General features: G+C 50.7%; 20 protein-coding genes and 2 pseudogenes. 12 read left to right on the forward strand and 10 right to left on the reverse strand.

What is annotated here, in order from left to right; translation table 11 throughout:
- The first annotated feature begins 120 nt into the window (after nucleotides 1-120).
- From KW849_RS13785 to KW849_RS13805, 5 genes are all read left to right on the forward strand, one after another.
- Nucleotides 121-1059, forward strand: a complete 939-nt coding sequence (locus KW849_RS13785) for a branched-chain amino acid ABC transporter permease (RefSeq protein ID WP_108231930.1) — start codon at nucleotides 121-123, stop codon at nucleotides 1057-1059.
- 11 nt (nucleotides 1060-1070) lie between these two features.
- Nucleotides 1071-2315: an ABC transporter ATP-binding protein gene (locus tag KW849_RS13790; RefSeq protein WP_218429873.1), complete on the forward strand. Its 1245-nt coding sequence runs from the start codon at nucleotides 1071-1073 to the stop codon at nucleotides 2313-2315.
- Entirely contained in the window at nucleotides 2312-3085 is a 774-nt protein-coding gene (locus KW849_RS13795) for an ABC transporter ATP-binding protein (protein ID WP_218429874.1), read from the forward strand. Before KW849_RS13790 ends, KW849_RS13795 begins: the two co-directional genes overlap by 4 nt.
- Nucleotides 3086-3087: 2 nt before the next feature.
- Nucleotides 3088-3804, forward strand: a complete 717-nt coding sequence (locus tag KW849_RS13800) for an ABC transporter ATP-binding protein (RefSeq protein ID WP_218429875.1) — start codon at nucleotides 3088-3090, stop codon at nucleotides 3802-3804.
- 106 nt (nucleotides 3805-3910) lie between these two features.
- The gene (locus KW849_RS13805; RefSeq protein WP_218429876.1) at nucleotides 3911-6943 is read left to right on the forward strand and encodes an FAD-binding and (Fe-S)-binding domain-containing protein; all 3033 of its coding nucleotides are present in this window, start codon (nucleotides 3911-3913) and stop codon (nucleotides 6941-6943) included.
- Here KW849_RS13805 and KW849_RS13810 read toward each other — a convergent pair.
- From KW849_RS13810 to KW849_RS13825, 4 genes and pseudogenes are all read right to left on the reverse strand, one after another.
- A pseudogene (locus KW849_RS13810) lies at nucleotides 6932-7075 on the reverse strand (amino acid ABC transporter permease); the annotation flags it as partial. The gene KW849_RS13805 and the pseudogene KW849_RS13810 overlap by 12 nt on opposite strands.
- Nucleotides 7075-7320, reverse strand: a pseudogene (locus KW849_RS13815) (amino acid ABC transporter permease); the annotation flags it as partial. The pseudogenes KW849_RS13810 and KW849_RS13815, both read right to left, overlap by 1 nt.
- On the reverse strand, nucleotides 7317-8240 hold the full coding sequence (locus tag KW849_RS13820) for a LysR family transcriptional regulator (protein WP_218429877.1): 924 nt from the start codon (nucleotides 8238-8240) through the stop codon (nucleotides 7317-7319). The gene KW849_RS13820 and the pseudogene KW849_RS13815, both read right to left, overlap by 4 nt.
- Before the next feature lie 22 nt (nucleotides 8241-8262).
- Nucleotides 8263-9192: a quinone oxidoreductase gene (locus KW849_RS13825; RefSeq protein WP_371319143.1), complete on the reverse strand. Its 930-nt coding sequence runs from the start codon at nucleotides 9190-9192 to the stop codon at nucleotides 8263-8265.
- 1045 nt (nucleotides 9193-10237) lie between these two features.
- On the opposite strand from KW849_RS13825, the gene KW849_RS13830 reads away from it, so the two are divergent.
- From KW849_RS13830 to KW849_RS13850, 5 genes are all read left to right on the forward strand, one after another.
- Nucleotides 10238-11062, forward strand: a complete 825-nt coding sequence (locus KW849_RS13830) for an ABC transporter substrate-binding protein (RefSeq protein ID WP_256357217.1) — start codon at nucleotides 10238-10240, stop codon at nucleotides 11060-11062.
- 53 nt (nucleotides 11063-11115) lie between these two features.
- Nucleotides 11116-11817 carry an amino acid ABC transporter permease gene (locus tag KW849_RS13835; RefSeq protein ID WP_218429879.1) on the forward strand — a complete coding sequence of 234 codons (702 nt, stop codon included), beginning with the start codon at nucleotides 11116-11118 and terminating at the stop codon, nucleotides 11815-11817.
- Between the two features lie 3 nt (nucleotides 11818-11820).
- On the forward strand, nucleotides 11821-12555 hold the full coding sequence (locus KW849_RS13840) for an amino acid ABC transporter permease (RefSeq protein WP_218429880.1): 735 nt from the start codon (nucleotides 11821-11823) through the stop codon (nucleotides 12553-12555).
- Nucleotides 12533-13261, forward strand: a complete 729-nt coding sequence (locus KW849_RS13845) for an amino acid ABC transporter ATP-binding protein (RefSeq protein WP_218429881.1) — start codon at nucleotides 12533-12535, stop codon at nucleotides 13259-13261. Before KW849_RS13840 ends, KW849_RS13845 begins: the two co-directional genes overlap by 23 nt.
- A gap of 138 nt (nucleotides 13262-13399) precedes the next feature.
- Complete coding sequence (locus KW849_RS13850) at nucleotides 13400-13792, forward strand: RidA family protein (protein ID WP_218430071.1); 393 nt, start codon at nucleotides 13400-13402, stop codon at nucleotides 13790-13792.
- 917 nt (nucleotides 13793-14709) lie between these two features.
- Here KW849_RS13850 and KW849_RS13855 read toward each other — a convergent pair.
- From KW849_RS13855 to KW849_RS13880, 6 genes are all read right to left on the reverse strand, one after another.
- Nucleotides 14710-15348 (reverse strand): RraA family protein, encoded by a 639-nt coding sequence (locus KW849_RS13855; RefSeq protein WP_218429882.1) that lies wholly within the window; start codon nucleotides 15346-15348, stop codon nucleotides 14710-14712.
- Between the two features lie 46 nt (nucleotides 15349-15394).
- Nucleotides 15395-15859 carry a RidA family protein gene (locus tag KW849_RS13860; protein ID WP_218429883.1) on the reverse strand — a complete coding sequence of 155 codons (465 nt, stop codon included), beginning with the start codon at nucleotides 15857-15859 and terminating at the stop codon, nucleotides 15395-15397.
- Between the two features lie 167 nt (nucleotides 15860-16026).
- Nucleotides 16027-16995 (reverse strand): threonine/serine dehydratase, encoded by a 969-nt coding sequence (locus KW849_RS13865; protein ID WP_218429884.1) that lies wholly within the window; start codon nucleotides 16993-16995, stop codon nucleotides 16027-16029.
- A 171-nt stretch (nucleotides 16996-17166) separates the two neighbouring features.
- Nucleotides 17167-18429: a cation:dicarboxylate symporter family transporter gene (locus KW849_RS13870; protein ID WP_218429885.1), complete on the reverse strand. Its 1263-nt coding sequence runs from the start codon at nucleotides 18427-18429 to the stop codon at nucleotides 17167-17169.
- Nucleotides 18430-18590: 161 nt separating this feature from the next.
- Nucleotides 18591-18944 carry a RidA family protein gene (locus tag KW849_RS13875; protein WP_371319139.1) on the reverse strand — a complete coding sequence of 118 codons (354 nt, stop codon included), beginning with the start codon at nucleotides 18942-18944 and terminating at the stop codon, nucleotides 18591-18593.
- 16 nt (nucleotides 18945-18960) lie between these two features.
- Complete coding sequence (locus tag KW849_RS13880) at nucleotides 18961-20223, reverse strand: FAD-binding oxidoreductase (RefSeq protein WP_218429886.1); 1263 nt, start codon at nucleotides 20221-20223, stop codon at nucleotides 18961-18963.
- A 166-nt stretch (nucleotides 20224-20389) separates the two neighbouring features.
- Here KW849_RS13880 and KW849_RS13885 point away from each other — a divergent pair, with 166 nt between their 5' ends.
- Nucleotides 20390-21286: a LysR family transcriptional regulator gene (locus KW849_RS13885; protein WP_218429887.1), complete on the forward strand. Its 897-nt coding sequence runs from the start codon at nucleotides 20390-20392 to the stop codon at nucleotides 21284-21286.
- Nucleotides 21287-21321: 35 nt separating this feature from the next.
- On the forward strand, nucleotides 21322-22212 hold the full coding sequence (locus KW849_RS13890; RefSeq protein ID WP_218429888.1) for a LysR family transcriptional regulator: 891 nt from the start codon (nucleotides 21322-21324) through the stop codon (nucleotides 22210-22212).
- Nucleotides 22213-22216 lie beyond the last annotated feature (4 nt).

Genomic DNA, 22216 nt, shown 5'->3' on the forward strand with positions numbered 1-22216 from the left:
CGGGCCCCCACGGCCCGCGACAACAACAAGAAGATATTTTTTCTGATCTGCCATGAGTTTCATCGCGTGCTCTCGCAAGAGATCGCCGGTGAATACAACGCAGCTTTGAGGATTCACCAAGTGGACGCCAATCTTAGTATCTTGTTGCAGCAGATCCTCAATGGTCTGGTGCTCGGCAGTATCTACGCCCTTGTGGCGCTGGGCTACACCATGGTTTACGGCATCATCGGTCTGATCAACTTCGCCCATGGCGAGATCGTCATGGTCGGTGCGATGGTGACGATTTCGGTGCTGACCATGCTGGCAGGGTTTGGATTTGCACCAGGTGTATTGACGCTGATGTTCGCAATCATGATTGCGGCTGTCGTCTGCATGCTGATGGCACAAGGTATGGAGAAATTCGCCTACCGACCGTTGCGCAAAGCACCGCGCTTGACACCCCTTATCCTGGCGATCGGGATTTCAATTTTTCTGCAGAACCTGGCGATGATGATCTGGGGGCGAGGCTACAAGACCTTTCCCGAGGTTGTTGAAACCCGGCCTGTCGAAGTGTTCGGCGCCACCATTACCAACATCCAGATGAGCATCATGATCATCTCGGTCGTCATCATGTTTGCCCTCTGGGTGCTGGTGGACAAAACCCGGCTCGGCAAGGCCATGCGGGCCACGGCACAGAACCAGGAAGTCGCTGGCTTGATGGGTATAAACATCAATCGGGTTATCTCAGCCACCTTCGTTATCGGTGCATCGCTGGGTGCCGTCGCTGGCGTCATGCGGGCAGTCAACTATGGCCAGGCTGATGCCTACATGGGATTACTGCTGGGGCTCAAGGCCTTTTCGGCGGCGGTGCTGGGCGGCATTGGCAACCTCTTCGGCGCGATGGCCGGAGGCATCCTGCTGGGGCTGATCGAGTCCCTCGCTGCAGGCTACACCGGCCACCTGACCGGAGGATTCCTCGGTGCGAATTACCAGGACATCTTTGCGTTCATGGTGCTCATCATGGTCTTGCTTTTCCGGCCTAACGGTCTGATGGGCGAGCGCCAGGCCGACCGCGCATAGGAGGCTTCGCCATGAAGAACAATTACGCTCAATACGCGCTACTCGCACTGGCATTCGTTGCTCTGCCGTTTGTGGTCGATGCGATTCCTTTCCTCGGACCGACCTGGGTACGAATACTTGGTTTTGCCATGCTCTATGTGCTGTTGGCGCTAGGGCTGAACATCGTGATCGGCTACGCCGGTCTGTTGGACATGGGTTACATCGGCTTTTATGCGATTGGTGCCTACCTGTACGCGTTGCTCTCGTCTCCTCACCTGAACATGGCGGGATTAGCTGAAGGGGTATTGAACTGGCCGTTGTGGATCATTATTCCGTTGGCTGCCGTCATTGCCGCGATATGTGGTGTTTTGATCGGTGCACCGGTGCTTAAGTTGCGCGGTGACTACCTCGCGATTGTTACGCTGGGCTTTGGCGAAATCATCCGGATCTTCATGAACAACCTGGACCAGCCGGTGAACATCACCAACGGTCCTCAGGGCATTTCAGGAATAGCCCCGTTGCACATCGATGCCGGCGCCTGGAGCTACGCGAGCGGGCATGCGCCGGACACCATCCTGACGTTGCAGACAAAGTGGAGTCTGTTCGGTTTGCAGGTTTCACCGGTGATCAGCTACTACCTGTTCTTCTTGGCGGTCGTCATCCTCGCAATCATTTTGTCCAAGCGTCTGGAAGTGTCGCGCATCGGTCGTGCCTGGATGGCGTTGCGCGAGGACGAAGTAGCTGCCGAGGCCATGGGCCTGAACAAGCGCAACCTCAAGCTGCTGGCCTTTGCCATGGGCGCGACCTTCGGTGGCGTGTCCGGCGCACTGTTTTCCGCTTACCAAGGGTTTGTCAGTCCGGAATCCTTCACCCTGATGGAGTCGATCATGGTCCTGGCGATGGTGGTGCTGGGTGGGATGGGCTCAATCCGCGGCGTGGTGCTGGGCGCGTTGATTCTGTCGATCATGCCCGAAGTATTCCGCGACCTGGTCAACTGGGTGCAACCTTTCATCATGGATAACGTGACCTTCATCAGCCGCGAAGTACTGCGCAATATCCTCGATGCTTCAACGTTGCGGATGTTGGTATTCGGTCTTGCCTTGATCCTGGTCATGCGATTCCGGCCAGAGGGACTTTGGCCATCGAGCCGCCGTCGTGCCGAGTTGCATGAAGATGAAGGCGAACCGTTGGTTCCTGCACCTGTGCTGGATAGCACCGTAGAACATCTGGAACCAGCGACAGCCGAGTTCAGACTGAAAGGGGTGAATAAGGTATGAGCGACGTACTGCTGGAGTTGCATAAAGTCAGCAAGTTTTTTGGCGGGCTACAGGCCTTGCATGGCATTGACCTGAGTATCAAGCGCGGTGAAATACGTGGCTTGCTGGGGCCGAACGGTGCAGGCAAGACGACGTTATTCAACGTCTTGACCGGCTTGTACCGCGCCGAGGAAGGCAAGGTTAATTTCAATGGCAAGCCGTTGAGGATCAGCAAACCCCATAAAGTGGTTGAGGCCGGCATCTCCCGCACCTTCCAGAACATTCGCCTGTTTCACAACATGACGGCGTTGGAGAACGTCATGATCGGTCGTCATGTGCGGACGAAAAGCGGTGTGTTCGGCGCTATTTTGCGGACCCGTCGTTGTGTCCAGGAGGAGCGCGAGATTCATGAATCGGCGCGCTACTGGCTCGATTATGTCGGCATTGGGCGGTTCGGAGGTGAGTTGGCAAAAAACCTTTCATACGGTGATCAACGTCGACTGGAGATAGCGCGAGCGCTTGCAACGGAGCCGCTGCTGGTCGCCCTGGATGAGCCGGCTGCCGGTATGAATGCCTCGGAAACCGAGGGCTTGCGTCAGCTGATGTGCAAGATGAAAGGCGATGGCAAGACGGTTTTGCTGATCGAGCATGACGTGAAGCTGGTGATGGGCCTGTGCGATCACGTCACGGTGCTGGAGTTTGGCAAGAAAATCGCTGACGGCCTGCCTGCGCAGGTACAAAAAGATCCTCGGGTAATCGAGGCTTATCTGGGCACAGAGACGGTGGCTTGAGCATGAAAAATATTCTTCAGGTGAACGATCTCAAGGTTTCCTATGGCGCCATTCAGGCGATCAAAGGGCTGGACTTTCATGTGGGTGAGGGTGAGATGGTCGCCTTGATCGGGGCCAACGGTGCCGGTAAAACCACGACGCTCAAGACGCTTGCCGGGCTGCTGACGCCGACCGCAGGACAAATTACCTTTGATGGAAAAGTCCATTCGAAGATCAAGAGCTTCGACTTGATACGCGAAGGCTTGGCGCTGGTCCCTGAAGGGCGTGGCATTTTCCCTAAGCTGACGGTCTACGAAAACCTGGAAATGGGCGCCTTTTCACGCACCGATGGCAAGACAGCCATCGAAGCCGACATCGAGCGCATGTTTGGCATCTTTCCCCGACTCAAAGAGCGGGCGTTCCAGCTTGCCGGCACCATGTCAGGCGGCGAGCAGCAGATGCTGGCTATTTCCCGTGCGCTGATGGGCAAACCCAAGTTGCTCTTGCTCGACGAGCCATCCATGGGGCTTGCGCCGATCATTGTGCAAAAAATCTTCGAGACCATTCGCGAAGTGGTGAAGGGCGGGGTCACGCTATTGCTGGTGGAACAGAACGCGAAACTCGCCCTCCAGACCTGTCAGCGTGCCTATGTGATTGATGGTGGCCGCATTGCGCTGGAAGGGCAGGCGGACGAATTGCTGCATAACGAGCAAGTGCAGAAAGCCTACCTCGGCGAATAATCGGAACACTTTTCTAAAAGCCAACGGATGTCATCCACCCCAGTGCATTTGGTCCCTTGTACTGGCGTGGTGGCGTTGTCGTCCCCGTCTTCGTGAGACTTCTTCAATGATTGCCCAGCTCCCGCCGAGCCTGACAACACCTGACTACAGTGATTTTCTTGCGGCCTTGAAAACGAAAGGATTCAAAGGTGAGGTAGGAACCGATTACGCCAGTCGCACGGTCCTGGCGACGGACAATTCGATTTATCAGCGTCTGCCGCAAGCCGTCATTTTTCCCTTGGATCAAGACGACGTGGCGTGTGTGGCACGGCTTCTGGCTGCGCCTGATTATCGCGCAATAAAACTCACGGCGAGGGGCGGAGGCACGGGCACCAATGGGCAGTCTCTGACCGATGGGATCGTGGTGGATCTTTCGCGGCACATGAACAAAATTCTGGAAATCGATCCGCTGAGCAGGTGGGTACGAGTTCAGGCAGGTGTCGTCAAAGACCAGCTCAATGCTGCGCTCAAGCCTCATGGACTGTTTTTTGCTCCTGAGCTATCCACCTCCAATAGGGCGACTATCGGCGGAATGGTCAACACCGATGCAAGTGGACAAGGCAGCTGCACCTACGGCAAGACCCGGGACCATGTGCTTGAACTGCACAGTATCCTGCTAGGCGGTGAACATCTTCACTCCCGGCCTTTGGATGAAGATGAGCTGGAAGGCGAATGTGCTCGCGATGATCGGATTGGAGAAGTTCACCGAGTCGTGCGAGGGATTCACACCGACAAGGCCGATCTGATTGAGGCCCGGTTTCCCAAACTCAATCGTTGCCTCACCGGCTATGACCTTGCGCATATCCGTGGCGAAGACGGGCGTTTCAACCTCAATAGTGTGCTGTGTGGTGCCGAAGGCTCATTGGGCTTTGTGGTCGAGGCGCTATTGAACGTTTTGCCCATTCCCGAATACTCGGTGCTGGTGAATGTGCGCTACGTCAGTTTCATGGATGCTTTGCGGGATGCTCGCTCATTGATCGAGCATAAACCGTTGTCGATTGAGACGGTCGATTCGAAAGTGCTGATGCTGGCAATGAAAGACATTGTCTGGCACAGCGTCGCTGAATATTTTCCAGAGAACCCTGATCGACCGACATTGGGCATTAACCTGGTCGAGTTCAGTGGCGACGACATTTCGGAAGTTGAAAGTCGGGTGGCAGCGTTCGTTGAGCATTTGCATACGGATGAAACCGTAGAGCGTCTCGGTCATACGTTGGCGCAAGGTGACGAGGCGGTAAAGCAAGTCTATGCGATGCGCAAACGCTCGGTCGGCTTGCTGGGTAATGTACAAGGCGAAATTCGACCTCAGCCCTTTGTCGAGGACACGGCAGTCCCACCTGAAAACCTTGCGGATTACATCGCCGAGTTTCGTGCATTGCTGGACGGCTTTGGTTTGCAGTATGGAATGTTCGGGCACGTCGACGCCGGTGTCCTGCATGTGCGCCCTGCACTGAACATGAAGGACCCACGGCAGGCCGCATTGATTCGGCCTATTTCCGATGGCGTGGCAGCGCTGACGCAGCGCTATGGCGGCTTGCTCTGGGGAGAGCATGGGAAAGGAATTCGCTCCGAGTATGCCCCGGCATTTTTTGGTGAACTGTACCCATCCTTGCAAGCGGTAAAGTCGGCCTTCGATCCCTACAACCAATTCAACCCCGGAAAAATTGCCACCCCGCTGGAGAGCACCGAATCATTAATCAAAATCGATGAGGCCATCATGCGTGGCGATTTTGATCGACAGATAGACGAGCGCGTCTGGAATAGCTACGAGTCTGCGGTGCATTGCAATGGTAATGGCGCCTGCTACAACTACGATCCGGACGATGCAATGTGCCCCTCCTGGAAGGCTACGCGGCAGCGACAACATTCACCGAAGGGGCGTGCTTCCCTGATCCGTGAGTGGTTGCGTCTACAGGGGAACGCAGGTGTCGATGTTCTTTCAACCCATCTGCGGCGCCCGCATTTTCTCAAAAGCTTGCCGCAACGCTGGCGCAACAGCCAGGCGCAGCGCCAGGGAAGTCCCGATTTCTCCCATGAAGTCTATGACGCCATGGCCGGTTGCCTTGCCTGCAAATCATGCGCGGGCCAGTGTCCGATCAAGGTCAATGTGCCGGAGTTTCGCTCACGGTTTCTGGAGCTTTACCATGGCCGTTACCTTCGACCTTTGCGCGATTACCTGATTGGTTCGCTGGAGTTCAGTATCCCGTACTTTGCGAAGGTTCCCGGCTTTTACAATAAGCTGATGATTTCGCCATTTGTGAAGCGCTGGTTGGCCGAAAAAGTAGGCATGGTCGACAGCCCACTGCTCAGTCGCTTCAACTTCCAAGCTGTGCTGGACCGTTGGAATGTCGAATCGGCAACGCCCGAACGACTGGCAATGCTGAGTCCTGCTCAGGCCGATAAAAGTGTCGTGATCGTGCAAGATGCTTTCACACGGTATTTCGAGACGCCTTTGCTGGCCTCGTTTATCGAACTGGCATCGCGCATGGGTTTTCAAGTCTTTGTCGCGCCGTACAGCCCCAACGGTAAGCCGCTTCATGTACAGGGCTTTCTAGCGGCATTCAACAAGGCTGCGGTGCGCAATGCCAGGCAGCTCCAAGCCTTGAGTGAATCGGGTGTGCGCTTGGTCGGTCTGGATCCTGCGATGACATTGGTATACCGCCAGGAGTACTCAAAAGTACCGGGCCTGGCGGAGCCTCCCGCGGTTGAGTTGCCTCAAGAGTGGTTACTGGATTGTTTGAGACAAGCTCCTACTCACAAGATGCCTGGGACATTTCGTTTGCTGGCCCACTGTACGGAGAAGACCAATGTGCCTGCGAGCAGCAAGCAATGGGTTGAGGTCTTCCGTCGTGTGAATCTAGAGCTGATTGTTGAAGCAACGGGGTGTTGCGGGATGTCCGGTACCTATGGTCATGAGTCGCGCAATCAGCAGACATCGCGGGTTATTTTTGAACAGTCATGGAATCGTAAGCTCTCAGCGAACATGCCAGGCGAGCCACTTGCTACCGGCTACTCGTGTCGCAGCCAAGTTAAACGCATATCCAGCAGAGCCTTGAGGCATCCGCTGGAGATTGTGCTTGAGTTGTATCGAGATATTTAGGCGCATGAATGCCAGGATCGTACCGAGGATAATCCCTCCGACGACGCCTATCGCCATCAGTCCCAAGGTCATGACCATTCCGTTCAACAAGCCGGGAAGGGCAGAAGTGATGTCGCTGAAATCGAATTCCATCATTTGCTACCTATGGAAATCAGGCCGGGTACGGCGACTTTCTTCTCGACTTTGCGCATGAGCAGCATCAGGCCCATGTTCAGCGTGAAGTAGATGAGCGTGGCCAGGGTCAAGGCTTCGAACAGGTTGGCGGTGAATTCAGCTGTTTGTTTGGCTTGCGCCAGCAGTTCCATCAGGGCGATCAGCGAAGCCACCGATGAGTTTTTGAACGCGGCCAGAAACTCGGAGGTAAGTGGCGGAATCAGCTAAGATTCCAGGGCGCACCTATGGCAAATTGCGCCTCGAACCATTGTTTGAACGCTAACGTCGTGGCTGTGTTGTGCTTGGCCGATGGACGTACCAGAAAAACGCCAGCGTCTGAATCGAGATGCCATTTAGGGAGAACTCGGACAAGCTGCCCGGATTTGATGTCCTTTGTCATCAGCCATTCACCGCCGGCGATGATGCCCAGTCCCATCCGAGCTGCTGACAATAAAGCTTCGTTGTCGTTACTAATCATGGTGCTGCGCACTCTGATGGTCTTATGCTCACCATCCGTGGTCAATTTCCACTCCGGATACGAGTGCAATCCCGTGAAGCCAAGACAATCGTGTTTAGTTAGCTCTTCCGGAGTCTTCGGTATGCCTTCCCGTTTCAGGTAAGCAGGTGCAGCACAAAGAATGCGGCGATGATCACACAATCTCTTCGCCACAAGTCGGCTATCAGGCAGCTCACCAATCCGGATAGCAGCATCAAAGCCTTCAGCGACAATGTCTACGAAGCGTTCCGAGTACTCAACTTCAATCGAAACCTCTGGGTGGGCCAAAGCGAACTCTGACAGCATTGAGCTTAGCCAGATACGCCCCATCGCTGCGGGTAAAGCGATTCGCAAACGACCCCTGACTTGCACCGCGCTCAATGCAGCATCTTGCTCGGCTTCTTCGATCATAGTGATGGCATGGCGTAACCGCGAAACCAACCGCTCACCTTCATCCGTAAAGCGGAGTTGCCTTGTTGTGCGCTCTATCAGACGAATACCAAGTCGTGTCTCCAAAGCACTGAGACGCTTTGACAGCACCGAAGGATGACGCTGTAACATCCGCCCGGCGGCGGTAAATGAACCGTGCTCGGACAGTGCCAAAATCGTGGCAATTTCATCTGCCTGTCGGCTGTCGAACAGATCCATACAACGATTAACCTCGCAATATCTAGGGTATAAGAACGATTGCGCCTTGCGACAACCCGCTTTCCAGGTCTGCATGGGCTTGGGCTGCATCAGATAAAGGGTAGCGACGCCAGACTCGAGGCTTAATGATACCCGCGTCAACCATGTGCAAAACTTCTCTTGCGCGTTGTTGGTACTCAAGCGCAGTGGAGGTATGCGCGGCCAGAGAGGGCCGGGTCAGGAAAAGCGAGCCTTTAGCGTTGAGTGTACTAATTTCGACAGCTGACGGGGCGCCTGAAGCCACACCGAAAGACACCATCAAACCGCGTGGACGAAGGCAGTCAAGAGAAGCCTCAAAGGAAGCGCGTCCGATTGGGTCAAACACAACGTCAACTTTTTTCCCATCGGTGATTTGTGATATTTGAGCGGGAAGTGTGTCAGCGTTGAACACAATCACTTCATCGCATCCCGCCAACTTGGCACGCTCAACACTGTCCTGTTTAGAGACAACGCCAATCACGAAGGCGCCCAGATGTTTTGCCCAAGGCACCATTATTTGCCCTAACGCCCCTGCGGCACCATATAACAGCACTGTAGTACCCTTGCTAACGGGGTAAGTGTCTGTAAGCAAATAGTGCGCTGTGATGCCTTTGAAAAGAGTAGCCGCAGCTTCGTCGAAACCTAGAGTCTCTGGGATCTTTACCAACCGGTTTGCTGGGTAAATGCGACCGCTCGCGTAAGCGCCAAGGGGGCCTGTGGCATACGCGACTCTGTCGCCAACCTTGATTTCTGTAACACCCGCGCCTATCGCCGTAACGTAACCAGCACCTTCAAGGCCCAGCTTGGAGGGGAGTGGCACAAGTACTGCGCCGCTACGCTGGCTTAGATCCAGCGGGTTGACTCCAATGGCTGCCTGCTCTAGCCAAACCTCGCCAGCTCCAGGAGATTGAGGAATAGTCTGTTCGAACCGCATTACTTGAGGTTCACCCGTTTCACTAATCAAAACCGTGTTTAACATTGTTGGGCTCCGGCCACATTTGGATGCGACCAGACTCTCATCACTTAATCTAAAGCACTAGTAGCGGCTATTGCACTTGATTTATGCATCGGGTGCAGCAATGGGTGGTGTTCGTTGCGTAGATCCCTCAAGCGTGCAGCCGCCCATCAGAATGAGTAAGATGAATTCGTTAAGTCTGATTCACCCAAACGGTAGCCAATGTGAGCTTATGGGCTGAACGACGGATGAGTGTTTTGACAGCCGAAGATCTATGTGTTGACCAATCCAACCGCCAAAATCCATTTGTTTACCAACTGCAGCTAAATGTGGCTTTAAGTCCCGCGAGCTTGTTGGTGTTGAGTGGTGTTGGCAGTTTTTGAAAGGTAGGAGTGTGCAGGAAAAGTTAGATAGGCTATTGACTTTCAATGTCGCTGCGATCCAATCTCCCTAAGGGTGCAAATGAGCTTTTTCAATATCTGTTCGCTGGTTCGACCATCTAGCTGTATCCGACTAGGTCGATTATTTTGAGTCTTGGTTATTATTAATCTGTAACTTTTACCGCAGAAATTAGTTTCATGCAGCATAAAACTCTTCCTTAGCTTTGTCTGTTGATGTCGTATGGTCTACTCAAGGCAGTAGAGTGCCCTCGTTGTGTTGCGTGCTTTTATCTTATTGCTAGAGTGGTGTTGGTCCGCATTTAAGACCTAGAGTATCATTCTCACAAGTAACTTGCCAGATTACGTATGTTGATCGTTTTGTCGTGAATTAATGGCAACGGTATTCCTTGGCGTCGTAGACCAATGAAATCCGACACTTTAAATGTACATCGAAAATAACGTCTAATCTTAATCATATCTTCAAATGCAATTAATCTCATTTTGGAATATTTTTCCTTCAGATATTATCACTATGCTTCCGCGGAGGGCTTCTGTAAGAATCGCCATAACACGAGCCGACCCTCGAAAACAAAAAGCTCGAGCGATGGATTTTTTCAAACTGCTCACCACAAAAAGCGAGGAACATGATGAAAATTAAGATGTTAGGCGTACTCACAGCCTCTGCGTTGATAAGCGTTACTTCCCTCCAATCGCAGGCCGATCAGCTCGCTGATATCAAAGCCCGCGGGACATTGATTTGCGGTGTGTTGAGCACACTCGAGCCGTTTGGCTATGTCGATCCTGCCAGTCGCGAGTTGGTCGGATACGACGTCGATTTTTGTAAAAGCGTGGCGAAACATCTCGGCGTCAAGGCTGACTACCGGCAACTCTCTCTGGATGCACGAATCCCCGAGCTTTCCCAAGGCCGTGTAGATCTGTTAGCTGCGGTACTAGGCTACACGCCTGCTCGAGCTGAACAGGTGGATTTTTCAAACAGCTATTTCCTCAGTGAGATGAAACTGGCTGTCCAGGAGAGCGCCAACTATAAGTCCCTTGACGCGCTGGATGGTAAACGCATCAGCTCGATCAAAGGATCCAGTACACAGGTCATGATTCGCACCTCCATCCCGGGAGCGAAGGTCGTAAGCTATGACGATGCACCATCAGCTTTTATGGCCCTTGCTCAGCGGAAGGTGGATGGTTTTGGTTTAACTGAAGCGATGTTGCGACGTTTTATTGCAAAGCTGGGTGATAACTCGAAGATTGTTGTCTTAGATCAGCCTATTGGCCAAGAATACTGGGGGCTAGGTGTTAAAAAAGGCGAGCCACAGCTTTTAGCCGCGGTCAACGATACTTTGAGTCAGATGGAGTCTTCAGGCGAAGCCGACCAGATTTTCCAGAAGTGGATGGGTAAAGGCACGATTTACAGCATGGAACGGGGTTTTAAGGTACAACCAATCGTACCTTAAAGATCACGTATTAGAGTTCTGGCTGGCAAAGCCAGCCAGGCTGGAGTCGACACATGCATAATTTCCTAAGCTCTTTTATTACGCTTTTTCAACCGCCCTATGATGTGCTGTTGTTGGAAGGGCTAGTACTAACATTGAAGTTGACCGTATTTAGTTGGATCTTGGCCGTTGCTTTAGGCGCAATGCTAGCAATTGTACGTGAATCAAAGATCGTTTTTTTTCAAAAAATTGTAGCGTCCTATGTGGCGTTTCAACGTAACGTCCCTATGCTTGTGCATATATTGCTATGGTATTTTGGGGTCTCTAATATATTACCCGTCAGTGTTCAGGATCATTTGAGTGCGCTTGGAAGCGAGTTTATATATCCTGCAATTGCTATTGGCCTGTGCATGGCCGCGTACTTTTGTGAAGATATTCGTAGCGGACTGCGTTCGATACCTTTTGGGCAGCATGAGGCGTCACGTTCATTGGGAATGAGCTACCTAAAATCAATGCGCCACGTGATAATGCCGCAGGCACTTCGGATCTGCGCGCCACCCTTCATAAATCACACCGTTTTGCTATTCAAAAATACGAGTTTGGCAATGGCCGTAGGTGCAGCTGAACTGACGTATGCGGTGCGAGATATTGAAAACCAGACATTTTTAACTTTTCAAGCGTACTTAATCGCTACCTTGTTTTATTTGTTGGTATCGTTGAGTCTGATGTGGGTTGGAAGTGTGGTCGCCCATCATACCCGTATCCCGGCGAGGTGATTTATGTGGGAAGTCATAGAAGTTTATTGGCAGCAAATTCTGGTGGGTCAATACCCGCAAGGTGTGCTGGGGGGCGTAGCGCTAACACTGATTCTATCGGTTCTAGGGCTTCTAATCTCATTTCCTCTTAGTGTGTTGATTGCGCTATGCCGAATTTCACCGTTCAAGCTGTTTCGCATCCCGGCGACAATTCTTGTATATGTAATCAGAGGGCTACCTCTGGTGATGATGATTTTTTGGAGCTATTTCCTGGTTCCGCTAATGGTGGGTCATACGGTAAGCGGCTTCACCGCGCTTTTATGTACACTCATTGTCTATGAGGCGGCTTATTTATCAGAAGTAGTTCGAGCAGGTATTGAATCATTGCCAAAAGGGCAAACTGAGGCAGCACGTTCTTTAGGTCTGAGTTACAGGAAAACGATGTTGAAAGTGATCTTGCCTCAGGCTCTTTATAATATGGTGCCGAGCCTCATCAGTCAGTTCATATCGACGATAAAGGAAACTTCGTTAGGCTACGTTATTGGTGTGCAAGAGCTGACTTTTTCTGCTAATCAGATCAATACTCAGCTACTAACAAAGCCGTTTGAAGTCTTCATGATTCTGGCGCTTGTATATTTCGTAGTTTGCTTCTGTCTTACTCAGTTGGCGCAAACTCTTGAAAAGCGTATTACTCGTAAGCGCCTCGGTGTCAGCAGTGTTAATCGGAGTGAAGCAAATGATCCAGTTCTCCAAGGTTAGTAAGTGGTATGGTGAGTATCAGGCATTAGTTGATATTAATGCCGAGGTGAAATCGGGCGAAGTGGTGGTTATATGTGGTCCGTCGGGGTCAGGTAAGTCGACGTTGATTCGAACAATTAACCGTCTAGAAGAAATCCAACGTGGGGATATATTTTTGGACGGAAAAAATATTCACGCTAAGGGTGTGGATATCAATGAGTTTAGGTCTCGAGTAGGATTTGTGTTCCAGCAGTTCAATCTCTTTCCGCACATGTCTGCTCTCGACAACGTTGCCCTGGCACCCATTACTGTTCGTGGACAGGGTAAAGCAGAGGTCAAAAAAAGGGCAATGGAGCTTTTGGATCGAGTTGGACTGGCTCATAAAGCTGAAGCATATCCCCAGCAGCTATCCGGTGGGCAACAGCAGCGTGTGGCAATTGCAAGAGCCTTAGCTATGAATCCTCCAGTGATGCTTTTTGACGAACCAACTAGTGCGCTTGATCCGGAGATGGTAGGAGAGGTTTTGGGCGTCATGAAATCCCTCGCGAAAGAAGGAATGACCATGATGTGCGTAACTCACGAGATGGGGTTTGCACGTGAAGTTGCTGACAGAATTTGGTTTATGGATCAGGGGGCTATTTTGGAAGAAAATGATCCGATAAGCTTTTTTTCAGCTCCGCAGCATCCACGAGCTAAGACTTTTATCTCAGATCTGAGGTCGCATTAATAGATGTGCGTTCTAGTCAGTTAAATGTTGTAAGCATCGAATTGCTTTTCCTTCGTGGAAGGAGACGCTTTGAAAGTTTTGGCGAGGCTCCGACAAGTGTGGAGCTTCGCTTTTTTATTGATTAATAAGGATGGTGAAATGCAGCAGGCTGATATCGAATTTATTCCAGATGAAGATCAGAACTCAATTTCATCAGATGTGGCGATCTTTGGCGATCTCTTGATTTCGACCCAGATTCCTTTGAACTCCGATGGCGAAATGGAGGAAGGCGACATCCAAGCTCAGAGTGAATGTACATTATTTGCGCTTAAGAAGTCGCTCGAGAAAGCGGGGAGTTCGTTAGATCGTGTCTTGCACTTGACTATCTATTTAACACACCCTGGAGATCGACTTGGCTTCAATGAAGTTTACAGGCGCTACTTTTCCAAGCCATGGCCAGTCCGTGCATGTATTGGCGTTGCAGCTTTAGGAAAGCCAGGCATGCGTGTTGAGGTTACGGCTATTGCTGCCAAAATCAGGAGTCAATCCTAGGGTGATTTCTATCAGGTGCTCAACGGCGCTAAATTGCATCATCATCTGTGCAGGCCGTGATGAACCCGTTGTGCCTTTCTGGCATCCAATCCATCGACAAACTTTCCCGATAGATCAGGACGTGACTGGAGCAGCTTCTGCGTTCGATCTAACTGTACTACCCGAGCGCTGGAGGCGGTCACAGACTAATTCGTTGGAGACCATGATATGCATTCAACGGCTCCAAACTGGTTCTTCTGGGGCAATCCGCATGTGAGAGGCGCTGTATATGGTTACGACCATGCACCAGTTCGCACACGCGAGGCTGAACGCTCCGATCTTTGCCAATACAATCATGAGTTTCTGGCACTTGCGGAATAATCATAATCGGTGCCAGCGATACCTGCTGCTCTCAACAGTTATTTGCAGTGCAGGAAAAAGTCCGGGGATATCGCCGTGTTCGGCGTAATCAAATATATGACGGCCTTGATCTGCAATATAGTAGGAATGTCAGTCCCTTGAGCAAGCAATTCGCTCCGGCTCGAATCTGCGTCTCGATCCCGCATTTTACAAGGCTTGCAGAGTTCATTGGCCCTCGGTATTTGCTAGGGGCAGGGAGCATGCGAGCGCTTGGCAGACCAATAGGAATGAATAGAATGGATTACCCAGCGAAAGCCCTTCGCGATTACTGACCATCTTTTTCCGGGAATGCAGGCTCTTGAAAGCAGAAGTTTAAGGCATTTATATAAAGTATGCCGACTCTATACGGATGGCTACCACGTTCCCACATAACGATCTGTGTTTTGACCCTCGCGTCGTGTGATGGCGTGGCCAATCGCATGGTTAGGCCTACCGCAATTACGCTTAATCCCTAGTCAATGATGCAGAGCGCAATCGCCGGTAGGCTCCTTTGTAGTTAGCCTGTGTACTTAGCTAGATTAACGTAAGGTGGCTCGTACCCTCTCACGGAAGGAGGACTCAATATCGCTTTGTACTTGGAGCTTTTGAGCTAGAGTTGGAACCAGATGGCGGCTAATGACAATCACGCCATCGCGGTCACCGAAAATGGCGTCTCCTGGGTTACAAACCACATTCCCGCAGGCGACCGGTGTACCTATCTGGCCTGGGCCATTCTTAGATGGACCAGCTGGGTTGACCGCTCTGGCGAATGTAGACAAGCCCATAGTAGAGAGCTCTTCGATGTCTCGAACAGCGCCGTCTATGACCACTGCCGCTACTTTTTTTGCTAGGCAGACTTCACCAAGCAGGTCCCCAAAGACCGCCCGATTAACCTCACCGTTTCCATTAATGACCAGTACGTCTCCGGGCTGGGCTTCATCAAGTGCACGGTGAATTGCCAGGTTGTCACCTTCTCGAGTAAGGACGGGAAGGATGGAGCCGAAGAAGTTGGCCTTTCCTGCGACGTGATGGATTGCCGAGGCCATCATACCCATGCGCTCAACTACATCGCCGATTAAAGCAACCGGGTAGTGGGCTATTTCTTCAAGTAATGTAAGGTCTACACGCTCCCAGTTTTCGGAAATAGCAACGTTATCGGTAGGGACGTTGATGAACATCATAAACTCCTTGAATTGTATGAGTACTTAGCTTGTGTATATCTTTTCAATCGATCGCAAAGACTGCTTCAATTTCCACGGGGGCGCCGCGAGGAAGAGTAGCAACACCAATTGCAGCTCGAGCGTGCCCGCCCCGGTCATGGCCCAGTATGTCAATTAAAAAGTCGGACGCCCCGTCTATTACTTTTGATTGGTGTATAAATTCCGGTAAGCACTTCACATACCCATTCACCTTCAGCACCCTGACTCGATCCAAGTCGAAGTTAGAAGCAGCGTTGGCGATTGCCAGCAGGTTTAGAGCGCATAGACGTGCTGAGCTCTGCGCCTGCTCAATGTTGATGTTTAAACCCACGGTGCCCTGGTGTTGCAGGATATCATCAATTAAACCAACTTGACCCGCGGCGAAGATCAGGTCACCAAAGCGCCTGAATTGAACATAGGTTCCGCCGCGAGTATTGAACTCGGGTAGCTTCAGGCCTAATGCCTGTAAGCGGTCTAGAACTTTGCTCATGGTAACTCCGAGGAAGTATGAGTAAGACCATTTAATGGTTTAACCACTCCAAGACATGTCCCTCCAAGGACGCCATAGAGTACGTATGTTCAAGCTGGAAGTTGCGGAACTGGAAAGCCAATACACATTTTGATGCGTGGTCAAGATGTGTAGTGGAGCTAGTACGCTTAGACGGCAAGCGCCCTAGTGAACATTTCTGGGTCCACATTACCGCCAGAGCCAATCAGGGCTACTTTTTTTCCGCGAACATCAATTTTCCCGGAAAGGATTGCTGCCAAGGAAACTGCTGCACCGGGTTCTAGTACGAGCTTTAGAGTTTTGAATGCAACCTTGACTGCGTTCAATGCTTCCTCTTCAGTCACTGCGTAAGGGGTAGGGTGGCAATCTCGAATGACTGGGAAGGTGTAGGCACCCATTACTGGGCCGAGGATTCCATCCATCACGTTTGGACGAATAACGTCATTGCGCTGTGGAACCCCGGTTAACAGTGACCTGGCGACTTTCTCGTAACCCACAGGCTCTACAACACCATATTCAACGTTTGAAAAGTGATGCTTAACTGCTGCGAAGACGCCGGAGGTCAGACCACCGCCGCTGCAATTGACAAGCATCATGTCAAGTTCGATATTACGGGATTTCAAAAATTCACAAAGTTCAAGTCCGGCAGTTCCCTGACCAGCCATGACTAAATAATCATCGAATGGCTTAACGAGAGTCAGCCCGCGCTCTTCAGCGAGTGCCGCTCCAAACTCCTCGCGGTCGGTCGTTTCGGCATCGTAGAAGACAACTTCAGCGCCCCACCAGCGGCAATTGGCTACCTTGATGGCCGGAGCAAATGATGGAAGACAGATAGTAGCTTTGGTGCCAACGATCTTGGATGCTGCTGAGACTGCATGGCCATGGTTTCCGGAGGAATAGGCCAGTACACCGCGCTCACGCTCCGCTGGGGTCAGCGACATTACTTTGTTAAGTGCGCCTCGCACCTTGAATGATCCAGTTAACTGCAGCGATTCAGCTTTCACGTAGAGTTCGGCACCCACCATCTCGTTGAGCATAGGGGAGGAAAGCACAGGTGTTTCTACAATATGGCCTTTGATACGCTCCCGGGCCTGCAGGATATCTTCATAGGAAAACATAGGTCACCTAATATCAGTTTATTTACTTGGCTCATAAGAGCGTGATAGTTCATTTACGGGCGGCACTGCTCAGCGCCATTTTGAAACGAATTGCTGCTGGATACTCCTCTCGAGTAAGTTGGAAGGGAAGAGGTGTGGTGAATACACCTATTCCCAAACTAAAAAGCTGATTTAGGTCGATTCGGCAAGGCGCATTTTCGCTTGGGAGTTTTCTTCCCATTTGGCTATGACCAGTGGAGCTAGAGCATTGCCCAGAACGTTCATGGTGGCCGATGCCATATCAATAATTCGATAGATGCCTGCAATGAAAGCTATACCTTCTAACGGCAAACCAGCGCTCGACAACGTAGCGGAAAGAACGACAAACATGAAGCCAGGTACACCGGCGGCGCCTTTGCTCGTGAGAACCATTGTCACAACAAGCATCAACTGTTCACCTAAGCTAAGTTCAATGCCGTAAAGTTGTGTAATAAAGAGTGTTGCGATGCCAAGAACGATCGAGGTTCCATCGAGGTTGAACGAGTACCCAACCGGCACTACAAATCCTGTCAGCGATTTAGGAGCACCTAAGGATTCCGCTTTTTGAATGATTTGTGGAATTACAGCAGCAGAAGTTGCGCTTGAGTAAGTCAGAATCAGTTCATCTTTGATATGACGGATCAGAAAAATAAGACTGAAGCCGGCATACTTGGCAATGCTACCCAATACCACTGCAGCGAATATAATGAATGAGGCATATACGACAACGATCAGCTTGGCCAGCGGAATAAGAGCAGAGAAGCCAAAGGTAGAAATTGTCACAGCGATCATGCCGAATACACCTATTGGTGAATAGGCCATAATCATGTGAGTGACTTTGAACATTGCCTCGGAGATGCTTGAAACCAAGGCAATAACAGGTGCCTTCTTCTCACTGCTTATCTTGTTAAGAGCTACACCAAAAATCACTGCAAAAAATAGTACGGAAAGAAGCTTGCCCTGAGACATGGCCTCCAGGATATTTTCTGGGATGATACCTAAGATGATGCCAGCGAAGCCGTGATTCCCTGGTGGTACAGTGTTAATCGCAACATTCGTGGCATGAAGGCTGGACATGTCCATGCCTGCACCAGGCTGGGTCAAATTTCCCATAATGAGCCCGAAAACTATTGCCGTTGTGGTAACACTCATGAAATAGATCATTGTCTTGGCGCCAATGCGTCCAATCGAATGCCCATCGCCGTGACCGGCGATACCGTTGACCATGCAGCAGAAAACAATCGGGACAACAATCATTTTCATCAATTTGATAAAAATGTCACCCGCTGGTTGTAGGACATTGGCGTTCATCCAGTCCCGTGATTCCGGGAAGTGATGCAGGATCGCACCGACGATAACGCCCAGCGCGAATCCAATGAGTATTTGCCAAACCAACGGTATTTTTTGAATGCGCATAATCGATGTCTGTTTCTTGTAGTGATTGACATGAGCGGCATGGAGTACTACGCCATGCCGCTGCTATAAGATTTATTGCGGCAGTTTTTAAAGCCATTTCACGATTGGTGTTCGGAAAACAGCTAGTTACACTCGTTTGTCAGAGTTCTGAAATTTGCTGCTTATTCGGCTGCGATTGCTGCAATCTCAACTAGCATATCGGCTGTGCGAAGGTGGGCCTCGACGGTTGCTCTAGTAGGTGTGTTTTCCATATCTACCCATTCCGCCCACACCGCATTCATCGCCTCGAAATCTCGTGTGATGTCTTTGAGCCAAATGGAAACACTCACGAGGTGAGATTTGTCTAGGCCCATGGCCTCGAGATTTTCGTCAATTTTTTTTAGTACCTGGCGCGTTTGGCCCGCGACGTCCTCATTACGTTGATCTGGTGTTTGACCGCCGACAAATACGAATCCGTTAGCGCGTATAGCCTTGCTCATCAGTTCGTTATGTTTGATTCGAGCGAAATTAGTCACTTTAAACTCCTACAAATTATCCAAACCGTTTCAAATCAAACGGGGTGATATCTACCGTCGTCTGCCGCGCGCTTATGAGTTCTGACACACATTTGGCGGTAATCGCGGAAGTCATTAGGCCGTTGTGGCCGTGTCCAAAGGCGTAGAAGAAGCCGGCGCTTCTTTCAATTTGACCTATCGCTGGGAGGCCGTCGGGTAGAGACGGGCGCACCCCCATCCAAGGCTCAGCACCCTCGAGATTCAGTCCTGGCAAGTACTGCTTAGCCAGATTGCCTAGCATGTACGATCGATCCATATTGGGTGGCGCGCTTGCGGAGCAGAACTCAGCAGTTCCAGCCAGCCGAAGTCCGTGTAGCATCGGTGTTGCTGCGAAGTAGGGCTCGCCGAAGACCACTGGCCTGGTCAAACTGATACCTGAAGATGGAAGCATCAGGTGATAGCCACGCTCACTGACAAGCGCCTTTCTGTAACCAAAGCCAGCAAGTAGTTCATCGGAAGCATGACCTGCACAAACCACTACCTTGGGGGTATGTAAGTTTTGTGTCGTCATAGCAACCTTCCAGCCCCCCATCTCGGCTTGCTTGATGCTAATGACCTTATCCCGAATAAATCGCGCTCCGCCTTTTGCCAAATGCTGTGCATAGAGCAGGCCTAAACCTTGGGGGTCGCTGCATCGTCCTGAATTCTTAAAGTGAATCGAGCCGACGGTGTCAGGGGCTAGTGCTGGCTCTAATCCCAAGGTTTCCTCTCGGCTAAGGGTCGTTACATCGATGCCATGGTCGCGCCAGATCGGTAGGGCTTTCTGCCGGGCTGTGAATGCCGATTGAGTACGGAACGCTATAAGTCCACCTTCCTTGGTCAACAAATGCGCGGCATTTGCTTGACCAGCTAGGTTTGAAAGGCTGTCTTGCGAGCGTGTGATCAAGCTCGAAAGCGCGTTGACCGTTTTCGCATAGGGAGCGGGCTTTAAGGTCGAGACCGCTCGGAGAGCCCATGGAACCATTTTTCCGAAGTAGCTCGGCTTGATGACCAAAGGGCCTTGCTTATCCATCAGCAGCTTTGGCATTTTCAGCAGTAGGTCTGGTGTAGCAGGTGGAAAGATATTGGCTTGAGATAGATAGCCCGCATTGCCTGCTGAGCACCCCACCATAGGTGGTGACTGGTCAATAACCGTGACCTTATAGCCATCCAGATGCAGCTGCAGCGCTACTGAAAGCCCAACAATTCCTGCACCGATTACAACTATGTCGTTAAAGGCGTTCAGCTCTGGCGGTTGCATAAGCGATTCCTGAGGCGCGATTTTTATGAATGAAGGCTTTTTGCTGGAGCTGGTGCCCTGGAATGGCGATCAAGGGTGAGCTCGTATGGAATAAAATTTACAGAAGACACGGTAGGACGCATAGTGATAATAAATGAATGAAAAACATTCCAAGGCGAGATGAAAGATGCGCGTTACCTTCAAGCAGCTCGAAGCATTCATCGCGGTCTATGATCACGGAACATTTGACGGTGCAGCTCGACATCTTGGTGTGGCGCAGTCAGCTATTTCCAAGCAGATACAGGAGTTAGAGCAATGGTTCGGTTTCAGTCTTTTTGATCGCAGCGGTCGGTCAGGCAAGCCTAATGCGATGGCGAGGGAAGTCATCTCTCAAGCGAGGCATGTACTGCTTCAGCGAGGTGTGTTTGATAGCTGCTTAATGAGTAATGAAATTGTCAAGAGGAAATTACGGATCGGTGTGACTGAACTTACAGCGCTTAAGTGGCTTCCCGGTATTGTTCAGGCGATTGTGAAAGAGTTTCCCCATATTACGATTTTACCTGTCGTTGATATGGGGTCAGCACTCAGCGCTCAGCTATTGGCGGGTCGCCTTGATGTCGTTGTTCTTCCAGATGCTTTTGCAAATGAGGGCATAATTAAGTTTTCTCTCCACTCGGAAAATTTTGGTCTATATTGTTCGCCAGGGTTGGAGTTGAGGGGGGTTGATGTTGGTCTCGAAGTATTTGAAAAATATGCTCTTCTGTCTGAGGTTAAAAAATCCGGGTCCGGTATTCTCATTAATGAATGGCTTAGATCAAAGGATGTCAAGTTATTGAGTCAGGTCGCTTGCAGTAGTCTGCTGGCCATGATTGGTCTCGCTATATCAGGGTTAGGAGTTGTCTTTTTGCCGCCTTTGATCGCTGATAGTTATGTGAAAACTGGGCAGTTGACTAAAGTTGCTCTTCACCCCGCGCCTCCAGATATTCTGTATGTTGCAATGGCGCGAGCTGATTCATTTACACCAATATTGCAACGAATAACAGATATAGTTTCGAAAGTTTGTACTTCGAGTTCGCTGGTGTAGTTGATAAGTCGCCTGCTATCAAGGTTTTGAATAACATGACTAATATTAAGCAAATAGAAACATTTTATTGGACGGTTAAGCTTGGTACGCTCCAGCGTGCAGCCGGGAAATTATTTATAACGCAGTCAGCAGCTACCAAAAGAATTAAGGAGTTAGAAAAGTGTGCATCGATTCCTTTATTTGAATCTAACGCACAAAAGTCAGCACTGACCATTAAAGGTGAAGAGCTTCTGATTGCTGCTGATGGCGTGTTGAGCAGTCTGCAGGTGCTCGACGAGTTGCGAGCATCAGCACAGCGAACCATACGTACCGTTCGAATTGGTATTTCTGAGCTTGTGACGCTTACTTGGTTTTCAAGCTTTGTTGAGCAAGCCAAACGTATTTATCCACATATTTCGATTATACCCGATGTTGATATATCTGCTAAGCTCCAACAAAAGTTGCTAGTGGGGGAGCTAGATATGATAGTGGTTCCAGTTGACTATGTAAGTGGGGAAATGGAGTCTCTTCTTGTTGACTCCGTAGAATTTGCTTGGCTCGCGCCTCCTGGCTCTTTCCAAGAGGGAGCCTCTGTTACCCTTCGAGACCTTGCTCGACTTCCTGTCATAGTCCAGGGGCCTCAGTCTGGGATAACTACTCGCTTGGAAAATCTCTTTGCCCAGGCTGGCTTGGAATTTGTGAAAGTGTTCGGGAGTAATAGTCTATTTGCGCTTGCGGCATTAATACGAGCTGGAGTTGGGGTTAGCTGCATTCCGAGAGTGTTATTCGAGTCAGATCTTGAGCGAGGACTTTTTCAAGAGGTGAAATTAGAATCCGATGTAAAGCGGGTCGATTATCATTTTGCCTTTATGAGGCACGACCAACAGGCGTTAGGCTATACGCTTGCAAGCATAGTGCGTGAGTGTGTGAAGCTGTATCGAATTTAGTACT

The sequence above is a fragment of the Pseudomonas sp. PDM26 genome (assembly GCF_019219185.1).
In the GTDB taxonomy this organism is placed as follows: Bacteria; Pseudomonadota; Gammaproteobacteria; order Pseudomonadales; family Pseudomonadaceae; genus Aquipseudomonas.

Coding starts and splice junctions, on each gene's coding strand:
- KW849_RS13790 (WP_218429873.1), top strand. CDS start 1,071: ATGAAGAACAATTACGCTCAATACGCGCTACTCGCACTGGCATTCGTT.
- KW849_RS13795 (WP_218429874.1), top strand. CDS start 2,312: ATGAGCGACGTACTGCTGGAGTTGCATAAAGTCAGCAAGTTTTTTGGC.
- KW849_RS13800 (WP_218429875.1), top strand. CDS start 3,088: ATGAAAAATATTCTTCAGGTGAACGATCTCAAGGTTTCCTATGGCGCC.
- KW849_RS13805 (WP_218429876.1), top strand. CDS start 3,911: ATGATTGCCCAGCTCCCGCCGAGCCTGACAACACCTGACTACAGTGAT.
- KW849_RS13820 (WP_218429877.1), bottom strand. CDS start 8,240: ATGGATCTGTTCGACAGCCGACAGGCAGATGAAATTGCCACGATTTTG.
- KW849_RS13825 (WP_371319143.1), bottom strand. CDS start 9,192: ATGCGGTTCGAACAGACTATTCCTCAATCTCCTGGAGCTGGCGAGGTT.
- KW849_RS13830 (WP_256357217.1), top strand. CDS start 10,238: ATGATGAAAATTAAGATGTTAGGCGTACTCACAGCCTCTGCGTTGATA.
- KW849_RS13835 (WP_218429879.1), top strand. CDS start 11,116: ATGCATAATTTCCTAAGCTCTTTTATTACGCTTTTTCAACCGCCCTAT.
- KW849_RS13840 (WP_218429880.1), top strand. CDS start 11,821: ATGTGGGAAGTCATAGAAGTTTATTGGCAGCAAATTCTGGTGGGTCAA.
- KW849_RS13845 (WP_218429881.1), top strand. CDS start 12,533: ATGATCCAGTTCTCCAAGGTTAGTAAGTGGTATGGTGAGTATCAGGCA.
- KW849_RS13850 (WP_218430071.1), top strand. CDS start 13,400: ATGCAGCAGGCTGATATCGAATTTATTCCAGATGAAGATCAGAACTCA.
- KW849_RS13855 (WP_218429882.1), bottom strand. CDS start 15,348: ATGTTCATCAACGTCCCTACCGATAACGTTGCTATTTCCGAAAACTGG.
- KW849_RS13860 (WP_218429883.1), bottom strand. CDS start 15,859: ATGAGCAAAGTTCTAGACCGCTTACAGGCATTAGGCCTGAAGCTACCC.
- KW849_RS13865 (WP_218429884.1), bottom strand. CDS start 16,995: ATGTTTTCCTATGAAGATATCCTGCAGGCCCGGGAGCGTATCAAAGGC.
- KW849_RS13870 (WP_218429885.1), bottom strand. CDS start 18,429: ATGCGCATTCAAAAAATACCGTTGGTTTGGCAAATACTCATTGGATTC.
- KW849_RS13880 (WP_218429886.1), bottom strand. CDS start 20,223: ATGCAACCGCCAGAGCTGAACGCCTTTAACGACATAGTTGTAATCGGT.
- KW849_RS13885 (WP_218429887.1), top strand. CDS start 20,390: ATGCGCGTTACCTTCAAGCAGCTCGAAGCATTCATCGCGGTCTATGAT.
- KW849_RS13890 (WP_218429888.1), top strand. CDS start 21,322: ATGACTAATATTAAGCAAATAGAAACATTTTATTGGACGGTTAAGCTT.